19 protein-coding genes are annotated in these 19,631 nt (G+C 71.3%); 11 read left to right on the top strand and 8 right to left on the bottom strand.

Annotation, left to right across the window (positions count from 1 at the left end; all coding sequences use genetic code 11):
- Nucleotides 1-4: 4 nt before the first annotated feature.
- From ABD205_RS19090 to ABD205_RS19080, 3 genes are read left to right on the top strand one after another with little or no spacing between them, the layout of a single operon-like run.
- Nucleotides 5-898 carry a heavy metal-binding domain-containing protein gene (locus tag ABD205_RS19090; protein WP_344047616.1) on the top strand — a complete coding sequence of 298 codons (894 nt, stop codon included), beginning with the start codon at nt 5-7 and terminating at the stop codon, nt 896-898.
- Nucleotides 895-1,725 carry a heavy metal-binding domain-containing protein gene (locus ABD205_RS19085; RefSeq protein WP_344047614.1) on the top strand — a complete coding sequence of 277 codons (831 nt, stop codon included), beginning with the start codon at nt 895-897 and terminating at the stop codon, nt 1,723-1,725. Before ABD205_RS19090 ends, ABD205_RS19085 begins: the two co-directional genes overlap by 4 nt.
- A gap of 10 nt (nt 1,726-1,735) precedes the next feature.
- Nucleotides 1,736-2,143, top strand: coding sequence for a hypothetical protein (locus ABD205_RS19080; protein WP_344047612.1), 408 nt, complete (start codon nt 1,736-1,738; stop codon nt 2,141-2,143).
- A gap of 70 nt (nt 2,144-2,213) precedes the next feature.
- Here ABD205_RS19080 and bglX read toward each other — a convergent pair whose 3' ends face one another.
- Complete coding sequence (bglX, locus tag ABD205_RS19075; protein ID WP_344047609.1) at nt 2,214-4,517, bottom strand: beta-glucosidase BglX; 2,304 nt, start codon at nt 4,515-4,517, stop codon at nt 2,214-2,216.
- A 198-nt stretch (nt 4,518-4,715) separates the two neighbouring features.
- Between bglX and ABD205_RS19070 the strand changes: the two genes are divergently transcribed.
- Nucleotides 4,716-5,261 carry an HAD family acid phosphatase gene (locus ABD205_RS19070; protein ID WP_344047607.1) on the top strand — a complete coding sequence of 182 codons (546 nt, stop codon included), beginning with the start codon at nt 4,716-4,718 and terminating at the stop codon, nt 5,259-5,261.
- Between the two features lie 36 nt (nt 5,262-5,297).
- On the opposite strand, the gene ABD205_RS19065 is transcribed toward ABD205_RS19070, so the two are convergent.
- Entirely contained in the window at nt 5,298-6,119 is an 822-nt protein-coding gene (locus ABD205_RS19065; RefSeq protein ID WP_344047605.1) for a hypothetical protein, read from the bottom strand.
- A gap of 137 nt (nt 6,120-6,256) precedes the next feature.
- On the opposite strand from ABD205_RS19065, the gene ABD205_RS19060 reads away from it, so the two are divergent.
- From ABD205_RS19060 to ABD205_RS19040, 5 genes are all read left to right on the top strand, one after another.
- The gene (locus ABD205_RS19060; protein WP_344047603.1) at nt 6,257-6,868 is read left to right on the top strand and encodes a sulfite oxidase-like oxidoreductase; all 612 of its coding nucleotides are present in this window, start codon (nt 6,257-6,259) and stop codon (nt 6,866-6,868) included.
- Nucleotides 6,865-7,578, top strand: coding sequence for an FAD-binding oxidoreductase (locus ABD205_RS19055; RefSeq protein ID WP_344047601.1), 714 nt, complete (start codon nt 6,865-6,867; stop codon nt 7,576-7,578). The genes ABD205_RS19060 and ABD205_RS19055 overlap by 4 nt, the downstream gene beginning before the upstream one ends.
- 16 nt (nt 7,579-7,594) lie before the next feature.
- Nucleotides 7,595-8,170 carry a LysR family substrate-binding domain-containing protein gene (locus ABD205_RS19050; protein WP_344047599.1) on the top strand — a complete coding sequence of 192 codons (576 nt, stop codon included), beginning with the start codon at nt 7,595-7,597 and terminating at the stop codon, nt 8,168-8,170.
- A gap of 19 nt (nt 8,171-8,189) precedes the next feature.
- Nucleotides 8,190-9,359, top strand: coding sequence for a galactokinase (gene galK, locus ABD205_RS19045; RefSeq protein ID WP_344047597.1), 1,170 nt, complete (start codon nt 8,190-8,192; stop codon nt 9,357-9,359).
- Nucleotides 9,360-9,422: 63 nt separating this feature from the next.
- Nucleotides 9,423-9,986: a hypothetical protein gene (locus ABD205_RS19040; RefSeq protein ID WP_344047595.1), complete on the top strand. Its 564-nt coding sequence runs from the start codon at nt 9,423-9,425 to the stop codon at nt 9,984-9,986.
- Between the two features lie 3 nt (nt 9,987-9,989).
- On the opposite strand, the gene ABD205_RS19035 is transcribed toward ABD205_RS19040, so the two are convergent.
- The 4 genes from ABD205_RS19035 to ABD205_RS19020 all read right to left on the bottom strand — a co-directional run bounded on the left by ABD205_RS19035 (nt 9,990) and on the right by ABD205_RS19020 (nt 16,037).
- Complete coding sequence (locus tag ABD205_RS19035) at nt 9,990-10,526, bottom strand: nucleosidase (protein ID WP_344047593.1); 537 nt, start codon at nt 10,524-10,526, stop codon at nt 9,990-9,992.
- Between the two features lie 17 nt (nt 10,527-10,543).
- The gene (locus ABD205_RS19030; RefSeq protein WP_344047591.1) at nt 10,544-11,755 is read right to left on the bottom strand and encodes an acyl-CoA dehydrogenase family protein; all 1,212 of its coding nucleotides are present in this window, start codon (nt 11,753-11,755) and stop codon (nt 10,544-10,546) included.
- Nucleotides 11,755-13,146 (bottom strand): acyl-CoA dehydrogenase family protein, encoded by a 1,392-nt coding sequence (locus ABD205_RS19025; RefSeq protein WP_344047589.1) that lies wholly within the window; start codon nt 13,144-13,146, stop codon nt 11,755-11,757. Before ABD205_RS19025 ends, ABD205_RS19030 begins: the two co-directional genes overlap by 1 nt.
- Before the next feature lie 86 nt (nt 13,147-13,232).
- The gene (locus ABD205_RS19020) at nt 13,233-16,037 is read right to left on the bottom strand and encodes an Ig-like domain-containing protein (protein ID WP_344047586.1); all 2,805 of its coding nucleotides are present in this window, start codon (nt 16,035-16,037) and stop codon (nt 13,233-13,235) included.
- A gap of 251 nt (nt 16,038-16,288) precedes the next feature.
- Here ABD205_RS19020 and def point away from each other — a divergent pair, with 251 nt between their 5' ends.
- Entirely contained in the window at nt 16,289-16,891 is a 603-nt protein-coding gene (gene def / locus ABD205_RS19015) for a peptide deformylase (protein WP_344047584.1), read from the top strand.
- Entirely contained in the window at nt 16,891-17,694 is an 804-nt protein-coding gene (locus tag ABD205_RS19010; protein ID WP_344047582.1) for a TrmH family RNA methyltransferase, read from the top strand. The genes def and ABD205_RS19010 overlap by 1 nt, the downstream gene beginning before the upstream one ends.
- A 7-nt stretch (nt 17,695-17,701) precedes the next feature.
- Here the strand turns inward: ABD205_RS19010 and ABD205_RS19005 are convergent, their stop codons facing one another.
- Both ABD205_RS19005 and ABD205_RS19000 read right to left on the bottom strand, forming a co-directional pair.
- Complete coding sequence (locus ABD205_RS19005) at nt 17,702-18,907, bottom strand: low temperature requirement protein A (protein WP_344047580.1); 1,206 nt, start codon at nt 18,905-18,907, stop codon at nt 17,702-17,704.
- Between the two features lie 51 nt (nt 18,908-18,958).
- Nucleotides 18,959-19,630, bottom strand: a complete 672-nt coding sequence (locus ABD205_RS19000) for an SDR family oxidoreductase (RefSeq protein WP_344047578.1) — start codon at nt 19,628-19,630, stop codon at nt 18,959-18,961.
- Nucleotide 19,631 lies beyond the last annotated feature (1 nt).

Genomic DNA, 19,631 nt, shown 5'->3' with positions numbered 1-19,631 from the left:
GCCCGTGTCCGCTGACCAGCCACGACCAGTGCCGTGGGACGGCCACGGGTTGCCGCCCCAGGCGCAGCTGCGCATGGAACGCGCGGCACGCTCGAAGGTGGCCGGCTCGCTGCTCTCGGCGCCCGAGGCCGCCGCGCTGGCCGCCGTCGGCTTCAGCCCCGTCGGCGAGGTGATGGGCTGCATCGTGCAGCACGCCGGCTGGGCCGGTTACGGGTGCGGCTACGCCTACGGGTGGAACGCCTCACGTACCGTCTCGTCGGGCAGTGCGACCAGCTGGGCGGGCCTGACGCCGTACGTCAAGGCGGTCTACGAGGGCTGGCACACGGCCCTTCGGCGACTCGTGCAGGAGGCCACCGCGCTCGGTGCGGACGGGGTGGTCGGGATCCGGCTCTCCGAGACCCACCTCGGCGGCAGCAACCGCGAGTTCCTCGCCTTGGGCACCGCTGTGCGGACCGACGCTGCGACGGCGACACGGCCGTTCACCACTGATCTGTCCGGGAGCGACGTCAGCAAGCTCCTGCACGCCGGCTGGGTGCCGACAGGGATCGCCATCGGCATCGCGGCCGGGGTCCGGCACGACGACTACGGGGTGCGCAACCAGACGTCGACCTGGGGGAACACGCAGGTCGACGGCTACACGGACCTGGTCAACACCGTCCGTCACGACGCCCGCGACCAGTTCGAGCGGCGCGCTCGCGAGCACGGCGGCGAGACGGTCATGGTCTCCTCCATGAAGCTGAGGGTGTGGGAGAACGAGCCGTCCGACAACCACCGCGACCACTACGCCGAGGCTCTCTTCATCGGCACGACGGCGACGTCCTTCCACCGAGGTGCCGTCGCGCCCACCCGCAGCCTGAGCATCCTGCCCCTCGACCGCACGAGAGAGACCGCCTCATGACCATCGCCGACGCCGCCATCCCCCGCGACGCCATCAACCGGCTGAACTCCATGCGCGAGGGCGAGCACCGTGGCCTGTTCACCTCCGACCTGAGCGTCAACGAGTTCCTGCTCGTGCGGGAGGCAGGCTTCCGTCCGCTGGGGCTCGTGCTGGGATCGAGCGTCTACCACGTCGGCTTACAGCTGGGCCGGTGGAGCAAGAACCAGGAGCTCACCACGCTCTCCGAGGCGATGTACCACGCCCGCGAGCTGGCGATGACCCGCATGGAGGCGGAGGCCGACGCGCTGGGTGCGGACGGCATCGTCGGCGTCCGCCTCGAGATCGAGTTCAAGGAGTTCGGCGAGAGCATCGCCGAGTTCATCGCCGTCGGGACCGCGGTCAAGGCCGACGCGGAGCACCCGCTCGCCCCGACCGGTCACTCCTGGCGCAACAACCTCGGCCAGCCGTTCACCTCGGACCTGTCCGGCCAGGACTTCTGGACGCTCCTGCAGGCCGGCTACGCCCCCCTCGGCCTGACCATGGGCACCTGCGTCTATCACATCGCCCACCAGAGGTTCTGGCAGGCGCTCGGCAACATGGGCGCCAACGTCGAGATCCCGCAGTTCACCGAAGCGCTGTACGACGCCCGCGAGCTGGCGATGGGCAGGATGCAGGCGGAGGCGGAGCGGCTCGACGCTGACGGCATCGTCGGCGTACAGCTGAGGAGCCTGCCGCACGGCTGGGGAGGCCACACGACGGAGTTCTTCGCGATCGGTACGGCGATCCGCGCGCTGCGTGAGGACCACACCATCGCCAAGCCGACGCTCGTCCTCCCGCTGAGCGACTGAGGAGACGCCGATGACCGATGAGTCCGACATCGACCTCGACAGCCTCGCCGCGTCGTTGCGGGCCGACACGCGAGACCTCGAGACGTACGCGAACGTCCTCACCGCCAACCTCGGCGACGTCCTGCCACCAGGTGTGGTCGAGGTCGACCGCAAGCGCTCGTTGGCCGACCGGCTGGCAGGACGAGAGGGCGCCGTCACCTCGATCAGGGTGCACTTCGAGGGCCAGGTGCTCGAGCTCGAGCCCGTCCCGGGGCGTGCGCCTCGCGCCCGGGTCGTGTCCGAGGTCGGCGGGGTCGTGATCTCCCGTCGCGACGTCAGCATCGACGCATGGGCGGCCCTGCTGGCCCGGAACGTGGCTCAGCTCGCCGAGCACTCCGAGGCCGCGCGTCTCGCGCTCGCCCGGCTCCTCGGGATGTAGACGTGGAAGGCTCGAGTGCCTCGGCCACCCAGGGGTGGCCCAGACACTCGAGCCTCGGTGTACTCCTTCCTCAGTGGGCGGTGACGGTGAACGTCTTCGTCAGGGATGCGGCCGACGAGTCGCCGGCATAGAGATCGATCGCGCCCGGCTCGACCACGAACTTGCCGCGGTTGTCGTAGAACCCGAAGTCGCTGCGGTCGACGGTGAACGTCACCTTGCGCGTCTCACCCGGCTGGAGCGTGACCCGCTCGAAGCCGCGCAGGCGGCGTACGGGCTGCGAGATGCTCGCCACCGGGTCGTGGAGGTAGAGCTGCACGACGTCGTCACCGGCGCGGGTGCCGGTGTTGGTGACGGTCACGGTCGCGGTCAGGCTCCCGTGCGGGCCCACCTGCGTGCGGCTCAGGTCGAGCGCCGACACGTTGAACGTCGTGTAGCTGAGACCGAACCCGAACGCGAAGAGCGGGTCGCACGTCCGCAGGTCCCGGTAGCGGGAGACGTACTTCTGCGTGACGTCACAAGGCCGACCGGTCGGCTCGTGGTTGTAGTAGATCGGGACCTGCCCGACCCGCTGCGGGAACGACACCGGCAGCTTGCCACCGGGGTTGACCTTCCCGAACAGCACGTCGGCCACCGCGTTGCCGCCCTCGATGCCGGGGAACCACGCCTCGAGGATCGCCGGGGACGAGTCCACGACCGGGCCGAGGGTGAGGGGCCGGCCGTTGAAGAGGACCACGGCGAACGGCTTCCCCGTCGCCTTCACGGCGTCGATGATCTTCTGCTCGTCGCCGGGGAGCGAGATGTCGGAGCGCGAGTTGGCCTCACCGCTCATCTCCCGGGTCTCCCCCAGCGCCAGCACGACCTGGTCGGCCGAGTTCGCGGCGGCGGTCACCGCGGCGAGGTCGGCGTTGCTGCAGGCGTCGTCGTCCTTGGCCGCCGGCGGGTCGACGTTCGCGCGGGTGCAGCCCTGGGTGAAGGTCGTGTTGGGGTTCTGCGCCTTGATCCCGGTGTAGAGCGACACGGCGTCCTCGTCTCGACCCTGCCCCCACCACGGACCCAGCATGTCGTGCTGGTCATCGCCCAGCGGGCCGATCACGGCCGTCTTGGCGCTCGCACTGAAGGGCAGCGTCGGGCCGTCGTTCTTCAGCAGGACCATCGACTTCTGTGCGGCGGTGCGTGCTGCGGTGCGGTCGGCCGCGGTGACGAAGCTGGCCGGGTCGACGGCACGGGCCTGGTCGACGTACGGGTGCTCGAACAGTCCGGCACGGAACTTCACACGCAGGATCCGGCGTACGGCGTCGTCGAGCCGCGCCATCGTGATCCGGTGCTGAGCCAGCAGCTGTGCGCCGTAGTCGCGGATGTTGGTGCTGACCATCTCCGAGTCGGTGCCGGCCATGAGGGCGTTCGCGCCTGCCTCCGGCCCGTCCGCCGCGGTGCCGTGTCCGCAGGAACCGTTGTCCGGCGTCTTCGGCGGGCACGCGCGGGTCTCGGCGACAGCGGTGTAGTCGCTCTCGATGAAGCCGTCGAAGTGCCACTCCTTCTTGAGGATCTGGGTCTCGGTGTAGGAGTTGGCGCAGCCGGGCACGCCGTTGATGGCGTTGAACGAGCACATCACGGTGTCGGCGCCGGCGTCGACCGCCGCCTTGAACGGCGGGAGGTAGATGTTGCGCAGGCGCTGCTCGGACATGTCGGTCGTGTTGTAGTCACGACCACCCTCCGGCTGGCCGTACGCGACGAAGTGCTTGACGCTCGTGACGACCTTGTCGGGCGCCGCGTAGTTGGGCCCCTGGGCGCCCTTGACGCGGGCGGCCGCCATCACGGAGCCGAGGTACGGGTCCTCCCCGTTGCCCTCGACGATGCGGCCCCAGCGCGGCTCGTGGGAGACGTCCACCATCGGGCTGTAGACCTGCTTGATGCCGACGGTGGCCGACTCGCGGGCGCCGATCGAGGCGTCAGTGCTGGCCACACCCGGGTCGAAGGAGCTCGCCGCGCCCAGTGGCACGGGGAAGACCGTCCGGTAGCCGTGGATGGTGTCGTAGGCGAACAGGATCGGGATGTGCAGCCGCGACTGCTCGACCGCGATCTTCTGGTAGTGGTTGATCTTCGCCGGGTCGGTCAGGCTGAACACGCCTCCGACCCCGGCCTGGGCGTCGGCGTCGGTGATCTGGCCGTCGGAGAGCAGCTGGACCTGCTGCAGCTTCTCCTGGGTCGTCATCCTCCGCAGCAGGGCGTTGACCCGCGCCTCGATCCCTCGGCTCGGTGCCGTCCTCGTGGCCTCCAGGGCCCTCTCGTCGTGTGATCGGCCGCCGCTGAGCCCGCTGCTCGCAGCCGCAGTCCCTCCCAGCACCAGCGCCGCCACGGCGACTGTGCTCGCCATACGCTTCATCGGGTTACCTCCGCGGGCGCGCTCGCACCCGGCCGGCACCCTGCCGGTCGTCCCTGAAGCGGGACCCGCTTGCGCCCGTACCCGCCCAGGCACCGTGCACAGTGCCCCGTGTGCCGCCGGTCGAAACAAGCCGGTCCCGAATCAGTCGCAGATCGGTCACCGACCGTGTCTGCGGTTAGCCTCGGGAGCATGACCCGAGCACTTCTGGCCGTGTTGAGCCTGATCCTCCCGGTGCTGGCCGCGGCGCCCGCCGACGCCGCGACATTGCCCAGCAAGTCGCAGTGGCAGGCCGACGTGAGGCAGGCGATGCAGGGGTCGGTCACCTATCTCGACCGGCGCGTCCCGCAAGGCGGTGGCCCGCTGGCGATCGTGCTCGACATCGACAACACCTCGCTCGCCACCCACTACGCGTGGCCGCAGCCGGTCCGGCCGACGCTGCGGTTCGCCCGCCACGCGCACGCACTCGGGGTGGGCGTCTTCTTCGTGACGGGTCGCTACCAGGACAGCCTCCACGGCGTGCGTCGCACCCTCAAGCAGGCCGGCTACACGGTCACCGGGATGTGCGGGCGCCGGCACGGCGAGGCCCTCGCCCACGGCAAGCAGCGCTGCCGCCGGCAGATCACCCACGCCGGCTGGCGGATCATCGCCGACGTCGGCAACCGGGCCTCGGACCTGGTCGGCGGCAACTACGAGCGCGGCTTCCGGCTGCCCAGCTACGGGGGCAAGCTGAGCTGACCCGGGCTGGCCTGGACGGACAATGGCTGATCCGGCTCAGCGGCCGTACTGCCGCGGCAGCCGCGGGCCGGGTACGTCGGGCCCGAGCATCGCGACCAGGTCGGCGAGCGTGTCGAACGGCGTCACCCCCGCCTCGTCGGGCGGCTGCTCGGCACGCTCGGCGTCGACCGGACGGTCGCGGCGTCGGCTCGACCGGCGGCCGAGCCGCTCCTCGGCCATGTCGGTGAGGACCGTGACCTCGGCGCCCATCAGGGTCAGCTGGTCGTAGGCGGGATGGCCGCGCACGACGCCGCCGCGGGCCTCGTGGTCGACCAGGAAGTCGACCAGTCGCTCGGCCTGCGGCAGCAGGTCGGCAACGCGTGAGAGCGCCGCCGGCGGCACACCGAGCTCGACCAGCACGGCGGCCCCGTCGCGCACCGTCTCGTACGCGTCGGCCAGGTCGGTGCGGATGAGGCGCCCGCCTGGCCGGCGTACGTCGAAGTAGTCCTGGGAGCGGGAGAGGGTGCTGAACCCGGCCACCAGGAAGCCGACCGTGGCGAGGGCGACGAACGCCTCCGACAGCCGGCCGTGGCCAGGGTCGCCTGCGACGGTCGTCGCCAGCAGGACGACGATGACGGCGCACACGGCCGTCACGGTGAACGTGACGATCGGCACCCACACGGCCGCCTGCTGCTCGATCTCGCGTCCCTTGGTCAGCTCGCTGGGCGAGTGGACGACCCGCTTCAGGCTGTGCGCGTAACGCGCGATGCGGACGCGGTCCTCGACCCGGCGCGTGAACTCGTCCGCCGTGTCGTCCTCGGCCCCATCGGTCTCCTCGACCACGTCGTCCGCCTCGGAGCGGGCGCTCAGGTCAGGCACCACCCAGGCGTGGGCGCGGAGGGGCCCCGGTGACTCGAGGGGCGATTGGTCGGGCACGCCTGCCTGATCGGCAGGACGGGGCGTCGGCTGAGGCCGCCGCGATTCCGACTGCGCCGTCGCGCCGCTACGGTGGACCGGTGCCGATCACCCGAGGCTTCAGCGGACGCGCCCGGCGCGGCCGACCGGGCCGTGTCCCGCCGGGTCAGTACGACACGGGGGCGGACTGGCCGACGCTGACCGCCGAGGTCACGCCCCACCTCGTGCCCGACGAGTGGACGATGACGGTCGACGGACTCGCCGACAACCCGCACACGTGGACGTGGCGCGACGTCCACGCGCTGCCCGGGTCGACGTACTTCGGCGACATCCACTGCGTCACCACGTGGTCCAAGCTCGACGTGACGTTCGGCGGGGTCAGCGTCGACACCCTCCTGGACATCGCTCGCCCCCGGCCCGAGGCGGCATTCGTGATGGCCCATTCGACGACCGGCTACACGACGAACCTGCCGCTGGAGGACCTGCGCGGCGACAAGGCCTGGATCGTCTGGGAGTACGACGGCCGTCCGCTGCCCGTCGAGCACGGCGGACCTGTCCGCCTGCTGGTGCCGCACCTGTACTTCTGGAAGTCGGCCAAGTGGATCACGCGTCTGGAGCTCATGGACCGCGACCGGCCGGGCTTCTGGGAGCAGAACGGCTACCACGACCGCGGCGACCCGTGGCTCGAGCAGCGCTACCAGGGCGACCCGTGACGGGCCTCGCCGAGGAGACGCGGGCGCCGATCGGCGGGTGGACCACCGGGACCCTCGTCGAGATGGACCGCGACGACCGTCTGGTGCGGCTGCGCCTCGACGTGGCGGATCGCGTCGACCACCTGCCCGGCCAGCACTACGTCCTGCGTCTGCGCGCCGAGGACGGCTACACGGCCTCGCGGTCCTACTCGGTGGCGTCCGACCCGGGCGACCCGCTGCTGGAGCTCATGGTCGAGTGCCTGCCCGGAGGGGAGGTCTCGGGGTTCCTCCACGACGAGGCCCGCCCGGGCGACGTCTTCGAGCTCCGCGGGCCGATCGGTGGATGGTTCACCTGGAGCGGCGACACGCCGATCGTCTGCGTCGGCGGCGGCACCGGCGTCGTGCCGTTCGTGTCGATGCTGCGACACGCGCGGCGGATCGGTGCGGAGCGGATGATCCGGGTGTGCGCGGTCGGTCGCAGCCGCACGGTGCTGCCCTACGCCGACGAGCTCCTCGCTGCGGGCGCCTTCGTCGCCCTGACGCGCGAGAACCTCGGCGGGCGGGTCGCGGCGCCGCCGTACCTCGACGAGCTGGAGCCGCTCGTCGCCGGGGCGGAGCGCGCGTACGTCTGCGGGTCGGTCGGCTTCGCGTCGTACGCGACCCGGCTGCTCGGCGAGGCGGGCGTGCCCACCGCTGCCATCCGGGTCGAGCAGTTCGGCGAGACCGGGTGACCGTAGGATCGGGTCCGTGACCTTCCGCCTGGGCTTCGTGACCGGCGCGACGCCCGACAAGTGGGCACGGACATGGCGCGAGCGCTCCAAGGAGCGGCTGGAGGTCATGCCGCTCACCGAGGCCGAGCAGGAGCCCGCTCTGCGCTCCGGCGAGGTGGACATGGCGATCGTGCGGCTGCCGATCGACCGTGACGGCCTCCACCTCATCCGTCTGTACGACGAGGTGCCCGTCGTCGTACTCGCCCGGGACCACTACCTGTCCCTCGCCGACGACGTGTCACTCGACGAGCTCGCCGAGGAGCAGCTGGTGCTCCCCCACCGGTCCGGGTGGACGCCCGCAGCGGACCAGCTCGCCTGGCCCGCGATGACCGAGAAGGACGCGGTCGAGACGGTCGCGGCCGGCACCGGGATCGTGATCCTGCCGATGTCGGTGGCCCGGCTCTACCACCGCAAGGACGTCGTGCACCGGCCCGTCCGCGACCTCGATCCGACCACGGTCGGACTGGCGTGGGCGATCGACCACGACGACGACCGGACACAGGCGTTCGTCGGAATCGTGCGCGGGCGGACCGCCCAGTCGTCGCGCGGCTGACGTCCCTACGCTGTCCGGCATGAGCCTGCCGCCCCCCGCGTCACCCGACGAGCTCGCCGACCGTGCCAGGCGCGGTCTGCACGACCGGCTGGGCGTCACAGCGTCCGTTGTCGGCTGGGCACCGGGGCGGGTCAACCTCATCGGCGAGCACACCGACTACAACGGCGGGCTCGTCCTGCCCGTCGCGCTCCCCCACGCCACCGCCGCGGCGGCCGCACGCCGCCGCGACGGCACGGTACGGCTCTCGAGCGCACAGGCCGACGACACCTGGAGCGGCACCGTCGACGACCTCTCGCCCGGGCGGGTGACCGGCTGGCCGGCGTACGCCGGCGGGGTGTTGTGGGCCCTGCGGGAGTCCGGCGTCGAGGTGCCCGGCCTCGACCTCCACGTGGACGGCACGGTCCCGCTCGGCGCCGGGCTGTCCAGCTCGGCGTCGATCGAGTGCGCCGTCGCCTTCGCCGTGCGCGGCCTGCTCGGCGGCGAGCCTGACGACGAGGTCCGACGAGCGGTCGTCGACGCCTGCATCCGGGCGGAGACCGAGGTGGCGAAGGCGCCGACGGGCGGCATGGACCAGACGGTCTCGGTGTTCGCCGAGGCGGGCAGCGCGCTGCTCATCGACTTCACGACGCACGAGCACAGCGCCGTGCCCCTCGCCCTCGGCGACCGCCGGATCGTGGTGACGGACACGCGCGTCTCGCACGAGCTCACGGACGGCGGCTACGGCTCGCGACGGGAGGACTGCGAGCGAGCGGCGTCGGAGCTCGGCGTGGCGACCCTGCGCGAAGCCACGCTCGACGACCTCACCCGGCTGACCGACGAGCGCGTCGCTCGACGCGCTCGCCACATCGTCACCGAGACGTCCCGTGTCCCGGCCGCCGTCGCGGCGCTCACCGATGCCGATTGGGGCACGCTCGGCGACCTCTTCGCGGCATCGCACGCGTCGATGCGCGACGACTTCGAGATCTCGACCCCGGAGCTCGACCTCGCGGTCACGACGGCCCTCGAGCACGGCGCCGACGCCGCTCGGATGACCGGGGGCGGGTTCGGCGGCTCGATCGTCGCGATCGTGGCGTCGGATCGTCTCGACGAGGTCGTCGCGGCGATCAACGGGGCGTTCGCCGACGCGGGCCTGGGGGCTCCCGACCACCTGCTCGCCGACCCGACCGCAGGGGCCCGGGTGTTGCGCTAGGGGTCGCTTGGGGGGACGGTGACGGGGTACTGGATCGGTCCCGACAGCAGGGAGAGATTCCAGATGGTCCACCCCGTCAAGACACCTCTCGGCGCCGTCCGCGCCGTCACCCACGTCTCGCTGCATGCGGTGCGCCACCCCGTCCGGACCGTCGGCGAGGTCGCCGGTCTGGGTCGCGGACTCGTCACCTCGGTGGTCAGCCGTGACCGGTCGGGCGCGGTCTCGAAGGTCGTGGAGTCGGACGAACGCGTCGCGCGGCCCGCACCCGCGAGCGAGTCCGCGACCGTGAAGAAGCAGGGAGACCCGCTGGCCAGGACGGCCACCACGAACCGCACCACGACGGAGACCGCCACCGAGCACGAGCAGATCGTCACCGAGCCCTCAGGCGTGACAGGTCCCGGTGACGCGGACGAGATCCCTTCCCCCGCCGTGCAGCCGGACTTCGAGGACATCGAGGTCATCACGCCGGTCGGTACGACGGGGGCCGGCCGCGACTACAACCCGGACACCACGGAGTCCGACCTGCAGCAGCGCGGCACCGAGCCGCTCATGGACCCGGCCACGACCAAGCGGATCAAAGCCGAGACCGACACCCTCCGGAGGGCGAGCGACCGCCAGAAGAAGTGACGCTCAGAGCTCGTCGGCCAGCCACGCCCCCAGCGCGCGGGCGCTGAGGTCGACGAGCTGCGGCCAGTCCATCGAGGCCTCGTCGGCCCGGTCCGACACGTGCTTGACCAGCCGGACGGGGACACCCGCCTCCCGAGCGGCCCAGGCGACGGCGTACCCCTCCATGTCGACGAGGTCCGCGACCGTGGCGAGGCCGGCCCGCACCGACGGGTCCGTCACGAAGAGGTCGCCCGTCGCCAGGCGAAGCCCGTCAGCCGACAGCGTGAGCCACTCCTGCGGGTCGACACCGAGCTGACGCAGGAGGCCGGCCGAGAGGTCGTGGTTGAGCACGCTGCCGATCTCGTGGAGACCCTCCAGGTGGTCGTGCAGTGCACCGGCCGAGCCGATGTTCACGACCTCGCTGATGAGCGGGTCGAGGGCCAGCGCTCGGGACACCGCGGAGGCCGCCGGCACCTTGCCGATGCCCGTCACCAGGACCTGGAGCCCGTCCGGGACGTACGCCGCCTCCTGCGGTGTCGCCGACACGACGAGGACTGTCATGCCGGCGACCCTAAGGCCTACTTGAGCTCAGCCGAGGTCAGGCCCAGCACCCGTCGGGCCACGATGAGCTGCTGGATCTGCTGGGTGCCCTCGAAGATGTCGAGGATCTTGGAGTCGCGCGCCCACTTCTCGAGCAGCTCGTGCTCCTCGTAGCCGACGGTCGAGCACAGCTCGACGCATGACAGCGTCACGTCGGAGCCGACTCTGCCTGCCTTCGCCTTGGCCATCGATGCCTCCAGCGAGTTCGGCTTGCGGTTGTCGGCCATCCAGGCGGCCTGGAGCATGAGCAGATACGCCCCCTCCCAGTCCGACTCGAGCTGCAGGAGCTTCGCCGCGGCGGCCGACTGCGTGAGTGCGGGACGGTCGTAGTCGACGACGACACCGGCCTCCGCCAGCAGGTCGCGGGTCAGGTCCAGCGCGGCGCGGGCGCAGCCGACAGCCATCGAGGCCACCAGCGGCCGCGTGTTGTCGAAGGTCGCCATCGCACCCGCGAAGCCCTGCTTCACGTCGATCTCGGGGCTGCCGAGCAGGTTCTCAGCGGGCACGCGACAGTCGGTGAAGGAGATGACGGCGGTGTCGGAGGCACGGATGCCGAGCTTGTGCTCGAGTCGCTCGACCTTGAGGCCGGGCGTGTCCTTGGGCACGACGAAGGACTTGATCGCGGCCCTGCCCAGCGACTTGTCGAGCGTCGCCCAGACGACGACGGAGTCGGAGCGCTCGCCGGAGGTGACGAAGATCTTCTCGCCGTTGAGGACGTAGTGGTCGCCGTCCGCGACCGCGGTCGTCGCGACCTGCGCGGAGTCGGAGCCGAACGACGGCTCGGTGATGGCCATCGACGCCCAAGTGCCCTTGAACCGCTCGAGCTGCTCGTCGTTGGCGACACTCGCGATCGCCGAGTTGCCGAGACCCTGCCGCGGCATGCCGAGGGTCAGCCCGACGTCGCCCCAGCACATCTCCATGACGCCCAGCACCGAGGACATGTTGGTGCCGTTGCGGTTGCCGGTGCCGCCGTCCTCGGTCCGTCGTACGCCGGTGGCGCCCGCGCCGGAGGACGTGCCTGACGACTCCAGGCCGTCGATCATCGCCGCGAGCATGTCGAGCTCCTTGGGGTACTCGTGCTCGGCGCGGTCGTACTTGCGCGAGATGGGACGCAGCATGTTCATCGCGACCTGGTGTGCCTGGTCGCGCAGCTGCACGAACTTCTTCGGGGTGTCGAGATTGATGGGCATCAGACGAGCACCGCACCTTCCATGATCCCGACGGCGCGCAGGTCGCGATACCAGCGCTCCACGGGATGTTCCTTGACGAAGCCGTGACCGCCGAGCAGCTGCACGCCGTCGAGCCCGATCTTCATGCCCTTGTCGGCGCACAGCCTGCGCGCGAGCGCGATCTCGCGGGCCGCATCCTGACCTCGAGCGACGAGTGAGGCCGCCTTGTAGGTGACGAGCCGCATCGCCTGCAGCTCGATCGCCATGTCGGCGACCATGAACGCCACCGCCTGTCGGTGCGCGATCGGCTCGCCGAACGCCTGCCGCTCCTTGACGTACGGCGTGACGTAGTCGAGCACCGCCTGAGCCGTGCCGACGGCCAGCGCGCACCAGGCCAGTCGTGAGAAGCGCACACACTCCGTGTACGTCGACCCGTCGGTGCTCTGCGGACTCCCGTGCCCGAGCAACGCGTCGGGACGCAGCCGGACGTCGGTGAGCGTGAGCGTGGTCATCCCGCCTGCGCGCACGCCCATCGCCGGGTCGCCCTCGATCGTGAGCCCGGGCGTGCGCGACTCGACGATGAACAGCACCGGCCTGCCCTCGAGCGACGCGCCGACGACGAACAGCTCCGCCTCGGCACCGCGCGCGACCAGTGACTTCGTGCCGTTCAGCACGTAGCCGCCGCTCCCCTCGCGGACCGCCGTCGTGCTCGGCCGCAGGACGTCGAAGAGGACGGCCCGCTCCCCGAGTGCGAGGGACGCGGCCGGCACTCCGCCGTCGGACGGCTCGGTGAAGGCGGGGAGGTAGGTCTTCTGCTGCTCGTCGGTGCCCCACAGTCCGATCGCGGTCGCGACGGCACCCGGCGCGAGCACGGACACCGCGAGCCCCATGTCGCCTCGGGCGAGCGCCTCGGCGACGAGGGTGCCGGCGACAGCCGACCGGGTCTCCGCGATGCCGCCGAGCGCCTCGGGCACCCCGAGGATGGGCAACCCGATCTCCAGCGAGGCGGAGAGCAGCTCCGGGGGCGCGCCGCACGAGTCGTCGGCCGCCGCCGCGGCCGGCCGGAGGAGCTCGGTCGCGAAGTCGTCCACGACGTCGACGAGCATCTGCTCGTCCTCCGTCGGGGTCAGGTCGAACTGGCCCGAGCTACCGGCCCCGGGGACCCGCACGCCCGGCCTCCCCTTCTTGCCGGCCTTCGCGAACTGCCGGCCCGCTGCCGCCATCACCTTGAAGCCGTTGCTGGTGGTCGTGAACACGGCCTGCTCGGTCTGCCTGCGCAGCCCGAGGCGGTCGAGCAGCTCACTCTGCGCCACCTTGTTGAGACCGGCCACGAGGTAGCCGATCGGGTCACGGCTCTCGCCTGACGGCACGCCATGACGGCCGCCGCCCTTGAGGCTGTTCAGGAGGGACATGCGTCAACTGTAACTCCGAGTTACACAGTGGTCTACAGTCGCCCGGGTGCGGCGGGTCACAGGCTCCGCGCGTCACGACACGGGCATCAACCCCGTACGTCGTCACGCCTGTCGCCCAGGCACTTGTCGTGGCCGTCGTTGCCGTAGACCACGTCCCTCCCTCCGCCGCGAGTGTCGATGCGGTCGTTGCCGCCCAGGCCGCAGACGACGTCGTGGCGACGCGTCCCGTGGAGGTGGTCGTTCCCGAACGTGCCCACGATCGTGCAGCGCTGGCCCTTCGCGCGGGCCGAGGCGGTGGACACGTTGTTCGCGAGCGCCGGGTCACGATCCGCGCTCACGCGCGCCGTGTTGGAGATGACCCCCGGGGCGACGAACGCGCCCTGGACCACGAGCACGCGGGTCTGGTTCGGGAGCAGCGTGCCCAGCTCGCACCGCAGCGAGGTGGTGCCGAGCGCCGCGGAGTGCGTCGCAGCACACCCGGAGCCGGTGGTCTTCCAGTACCGGAACTCCCGGGGCAGGACGTCGGTCACCACCACGTGCTGCGCCGCGACGCCCGAGCTGTTCCTCACCTTCAGCTGCCAGCCTGTCGTGTTCCCGACCCGGACCGTCGCGCCGAGCGCGACCTTCACGATCGAGACGTCGGTCGTCGGCGTCGCGGTCGAGCTCACGGTGACGTTGACGGTGCCGGTGGCGGTGCCGCCGTGCCCGTCGGAGACCGTGTAGGTGAAGGAGTCGGTGCCGCTGTAGCCGGCCGCCGGGGTGTAGGTGCAACCGGTCGCGGTGCAGGACACCGTGCCGTGGCCCGGCGTACCGTGCCCGGTCACGCTCAGCGTGTCGCCGTCGCTGTCGGTGTCGTTGGCGACCACGTTGACCGTGCCCGCGGTGTCCTGGAGCGTCGTCAAGGTGTCGTTGACGGCGGCCGGGTTGTGGTTGACGTGGGTCACGGTGACGTTGACGGTGCCGGTGGCGGTGCCGCCGTGCCCGTCGGAGACCGTGTAGGTGAAGGAGTCGGTGCCGCTGTAGCCGGCCGCCGGGGTGTAGGTGCAGCCGGTCGCGGTGCAGGACACCGTGCCGTGGGCCGGCGTACCGTGCCCGGTCACGCTCAGCGTGTCGCCGTCACTGTCGGTGTCGTTGGCGACCACGTTGACCGTGCCCGCGGTGTCTTGGAGCGTCGTCAGGGTGTCATTGACGGCGGCCGGGTTGTGGTTGACGTGGGTCACGGTGACGTTGACGGTGCCGGTGGCGGTGCCGCCGTGCCCATCGGAGACCGTGTAGGTGAAGGAGTCGGTGCCGCTGTAGCCGGCCGCCGGGGTGTAGGTGCAGCCGGTCGCGGTGCAGGACACCGTGCCGTGGGCCGGCGTACCGTGCCCGGTCACGCTCAGCGTGTCGCCGTCGCTGTCGGTGTCGTTGGCGACCACGTTGACCGTGCCCGCGGTGTCCTGGAGCGTCGTCAAGGTGTCGTCGACCGCGACCGGAGCGTGGTTCACGGGGACCGTGGACACGGTCACCGGCGCCGTGTCGCCTGAGGGGACGACGAAGTCGTCCGATGCCTGACCCGTCGCGTTGTTGTAGTACGTGCCCGCAGTGGCGCCCGCTGTCGCGGCGAAGGTCAGCGTGACCGCTCCACCGCCGGCCACTGTGGCGGAGACGGGCCAGGTCAGGGTGCCCGCCGCCTGTGTCGGGTCGGCCGTCGTCGCTCCGGTGGTGGTGCCGGTCACGTAGGCGAACCCGGCGGGCAGCGTGTCGCTGATCTGCGTGACGTGGGCGGCCACGGCCCCCGGGTTGGTCAGCTTGATGGTGTAGTGCACCTGGTCACCGACTCCGACGGTGGAGGCATCGACGCTCTTGGTCGTGACCAAAGGCTGCGCACCCGTCGGGGAGAAGGTGATGAGGCTCGACACGGTCGAGGTCGCGTTGGCGGCGAGGGCTACGTCCCACTGCAACCCGGCGCCGTTGTCCTGGTCGACGTCGCAGTCGCAGGTGTTCGGGAACACCGCGTTGGCGCTGATGGCGGCCCACACGTCCGAGAAGTCCGTCTCGAGGTAGTGCGAGCCCGCCGTGAGCGGGAACCACTGCTCGATACGCCCGGAGGCGGGCGCGGTGCATGCCACTGCGCCCGTGGCGGCGTCCACTGCTCCCTTGCCGGAATCGGAGTCGTTGAGGTAGCAGTCGGCCGCGCGGTAGAGGCGCACCGTACGCGCCGTCGAGCCGTTCTTGATCTGGATCGCTGTGCGGTAGGACTCCTGGCCCACCACGTAGCTGTCGGTCTGGATCAGCGAGACGCCGCTGCTTCCCGCGGCGACCGTGGTCACGACCTGGTACGGGCTGGCCGCGGTGCCGCTGCCCGTGACCGGACTCTGGCTCACCGGCGTCCACGGCGTCCCCACCGCCCCGCTGCCCGCCGGGATCGAGTCGGGTGAGTACCTCGTGCCGTCGACCACCAGGAACGTGCCGCACGCGTTGTCGCCGTAGAACTCCCCCGAGCCGTCACCGGCGTGGTTCACGGCGCAGTTGAGGACCGGGGAGGTCTCGATCCGGGTGAGCGGGCCAGCAGACGTGATCGCTGGTGCGGGGCTCGCGTCGACCTCGACGAAGACCGTCGCCGTCGCCGTGCTGGTGCCGTCGGAGGCGGTGTAGGTGAACTCGTCCGAGCCAGGTCCGCCCGTCGGGGTGTAGGTGCAGTCGCCGGCCGGCGTACAGGTGACGGTCCCGAGGGTGGGCGAGCTGCTCACGCTCATCGTGAGTGTGTCCAGGTCCGGGTCGGTGTCGTTGTCGAGCACGTTGAACGTCAGGGGGGTCCCGACGACGGCGACGACGTTGTCGTCGTTGGCCTGCGGGGGGTCCGCGAGTGCCGGGGTGGCGGCGGCGAGCGACGCGACTGCCCAGGTCATGGCGGTCAGCGCAGCGAGCGGACCCCGCAGGCGAAGCCTCGAGCGAGACGTGGCGGTCCGGGCGTGTCGACTGCGCGACATGATGCCTCCCCATGGGGCAGTGCGAGCCCGAGATGTGACACGGAAAGCGACAGCTCGTTCGAAACGTAGGTTTCGCCGGATGCCGGCCCCGAGCACCCGCGAAAGGTTCCTCAGTTCTCGGTATCGACAGCATTTCCGGGCCGGGTGACGCCGCGGCTAACCTCCCACCCATGGCTGAGGAGAACGCACCCGAGCACGCGCCGTACGGCCAGCTGCCCACCGGCGGCGCCGTGCGGCCGATGACCCGTTGGGGCACCGAGGTGATGCACCGGCGCCAGCAGCAGGTGACGGTCTTCGACGACGCGCTGCGCCAGCTCGCCGCAGACATGGTGGCCACGATGTACGCCGCCGAGGGCGTCGGGCTCGCCGCGTGCCAGATCGGCGAGGACGTGGCGATGTTCGTGTTCGACTGCCCCGACGCCGCCGGCGAGCGCTGGGTCGGCGTCGTCTGCAACCCGGTCGTCACCCTGCCTGAAGGGCGCGACCGCGTCCTCGACGAGGACCTGGAGGGCTGCTTGTCCTACCCGGGTGCCTTCGTCTCGTGCGCCCGTCCCGACACTGCCCGCGTCGACGGCGCCGGGCTCGACGGTGAGCCCGTGACGTTCCAGGGCGACGGCCTGCTCGCCCGCTGCCTGCAGCACGAGACCGACCACACCCAGGGCGTCGTCTTCGGGGACCGGATCTCCGACCGCAACCGCAAGAAGCTGCGCAAGGAGCACGACAAGCTGGCCGACGAGTTCCCGCCGGAGTGGCCGGTCGGCGCGACCGCCTGATGGCGACCCTGGTCGAGATCGACTCCCCCGAGGACCCGCGCCTCGCCGACTACCGCGACCTGCGCGATGTCGAGCTCCGCAAGTCGCTCGAGGCGGCGGAGGGCCTCTTCCTCGCCGAGGGCGAGAAGGTCGTCCGGCGCGCCGCAGAGGCCGGCTTCTCCGCTCGCTCGTTCCTCATGGCGCCGCGGTGGCTCGACGGCCTCGCCGACGTGCTCGACGCCTCGGACGCTCCCTGCTACGTCGTGTCGGAGGCGCTGGCCGAGCAGGTGACCGGCTTCCACGTCCACCGAGGAGCGCTGGCGTCGCTCGCGCGGCGTCCGCTGCCCACGGTCGAGTCGGTGCTCGACGGGGCCCGCTCCGTGCTCGTGCTCGAGGACGTCGTCGACCACACGAACGTCGGCGCGATCTTCCGCTGCGCGGCCGGACTCGGCTTCGACGCGGTGCTGCTGGCGCCGCGTTGTGCCGACCCGCTCTACCGCCGCTCCATCAAGGTCGCGATGGGCACGGTCTTCTCCGTGCCCTGGACCCGCCTGCCGGACTGGCACGACGCCCTCCCCGCCCTCGACGCGGCGGGCTTCACCACCGTCGCACTGACGCTCGCAGAGGACTCGGTCGAGCTCGAGGAGGCCGTCACCGGGCTCGACAAGGTGGCCCTCGTGCTCGGCTCCGAGGGCCACGGACTGTCGAAGCACTGGGAGCAGGCGGCGTCGCGCCGGGCGAACATCCCGATGCACGCGGGTGTGGACTCGCTCAACGTCGCCGCCGCCGCCGCGGTCGCCTGCTACGTGACCGCTCGACGCTGAGGGACGGTCATGCGATCTCGTCACCGAGGCGCATGTCCCGGGTGACGCGGCCGTACGCAACGGCGTCGAAGCAGATCAGGCCGACGAAGGTCAGGGTCACGGTCGCGACGTTCAAGAGCGGCATCGCCGGCGCGAAGGACAGGCAGGCCCCCGCAACGACGAGCCAGGTGGCGACGACCAGCCGCGGGATGCTGGGGCTTCCCAGCACACGCCAGCGCAGGGCCGACAGCGAGACCAGGTAGAGCGCCGCGCCTCCGTACAGCGTCACCATGACGACCCCGGGCACCTGGGCATGCGTCCAGACCCCGTCCTCGGCGGCGAGTCCCAGCATGACGCGGAGCCCCACGGCCATCAGCACGATGCCGGTCACGGCCGGCATGTGGAGATAGGTGAACACGTCACGTGCCATGCGAGTCCGGGCGTCCCCGGTCACATCCCGGAGGCCGCGCTCGACGGCGACGGCGATCGCGTTGAAGTAGGTGCGCCAGAGCGCGATCGCAAGCGCGACGCCGAGCAGTCCGCCGGCCAGGAGCGGCCAGTCGATCGCGCTGTGCGACACCGCAGTGCCGACGCTGACGACCGACTCGCCGATCGCGATGATCATGACCAACCCGTGCCGCTCCGCGAAGTGGCCCGGCGCCGCGACGTGCCAGCCCCGCGTCGCGCCCACGTAGACGCCGACATAGTCGACCAGCACCGCGACGGTCCAGACGAGCAGGCGGGCGTGCGGGTCCACGAACGCCCCGGCGAAGAGCACGACGACGGCGACGGACGTCGTGGCGAGCGCCATCTGGATCGTGCGGCGCAGATCGGAGTCGCCGTCGGCGGCCAGCCAGTAGATCACCAGGTGGGCGAGCCTGATCACGGCGTACGCCGCCACGAACACGACCGGACCGGGGAGGCCGCCCGGAAGGTCGTCGAAGGCCTCGTGGATCGTGAGTGCGACGACGAAGTAGCCCGCCATCGCGAAGTACATGGCCAGACGCAGCGGCCCCTCGTCGGCGCGCGCCTGGTTGCCCAGCCACGCGTATGCCGACCAGCCGAACCAGATCAGCGCCATGGTCACCAGTCCCTCGGCCAGGCCGCGCATGCTGAGCCGGTCGGTGATGCTCTCGCTCACGGCCGTGATCGCGTACACGAAGACGAGGTCGAAGAGCAGCTCCAGGGTCGTCACCCGGTGACGGTCCCCGGTCGGCAGGAACCGGGTCGGCATGCCGCCAGCGTAGGGGCCCGCGAGCGTCCGAGGCGGACGGAACGTGGATGCCTACGGGCGGCCGAGGAGCATGCTGAGGGGCCGCGTCCCCACCGGCAGCCCGTGGCGGTCGTAGTAGTCGAACATGGCCCGCAGCCACGGATGGTCCACCGCCACCTCGACGCGCGCGGCCCGATGGCCGGTCTCCGCGGCGAGGTCGGCGGGGCTCGCGACACGGGAGGCGAGCTCGTAGGTCGCCCCGACGTGGCCGTCCTCGGTCAGCACGACGCCCGCCGCCTCACCCACTTCGCCCAGGTCGGCGAAGCCGAAGACGGCATGGACGTCGTACGGCACCGCGAGGTCCGCCCCGAGGTCCAGGTTCTGCAGGTAGGCACCCGGCTGCAGGATCGTCCAGCTCAGTCCGGAGCGGCGCACCAGGTCCTCCGACCTGGCCTTGCCGAGGTGGTGGGGCATCTGTGGGGCGTACGGCGACGCGACCGAGTGGTAGACGACCCGCGTCACACCCGCCGTCCGCATCGCAGCGAGCGCCTCGGCGACGTACGCGGGCTCGTCGGGGTGCAGGTTCGGCGCGATCAGGTACGCCGACTCGCATCCCGCCATCGCGGACGCGAGGGTCGGCCACTCCCCGCGCCCGATGCTGACCGAGTCGACGCCACGTCGCGCCAGGGCATCGCGCACCGCGCGGCCGGTCTTGCCGTTGCCTCCCACGACTGCCGTGCGCACG

Source organism: Nocardioides panacihumi, from assembly GCF_039530925.1.
GTDB classification, from domain to species: Bacteria; Actinomycetota; Actinomycetes; order Propionibacteriales; family Nocardioidaceae; genus Nocardioides; species Nocardioides panacihumi.
Note: the sequence above shows the minus strand (reverse complement) of the source record. Positions and strands in the feature narration are given on the sequence as shown.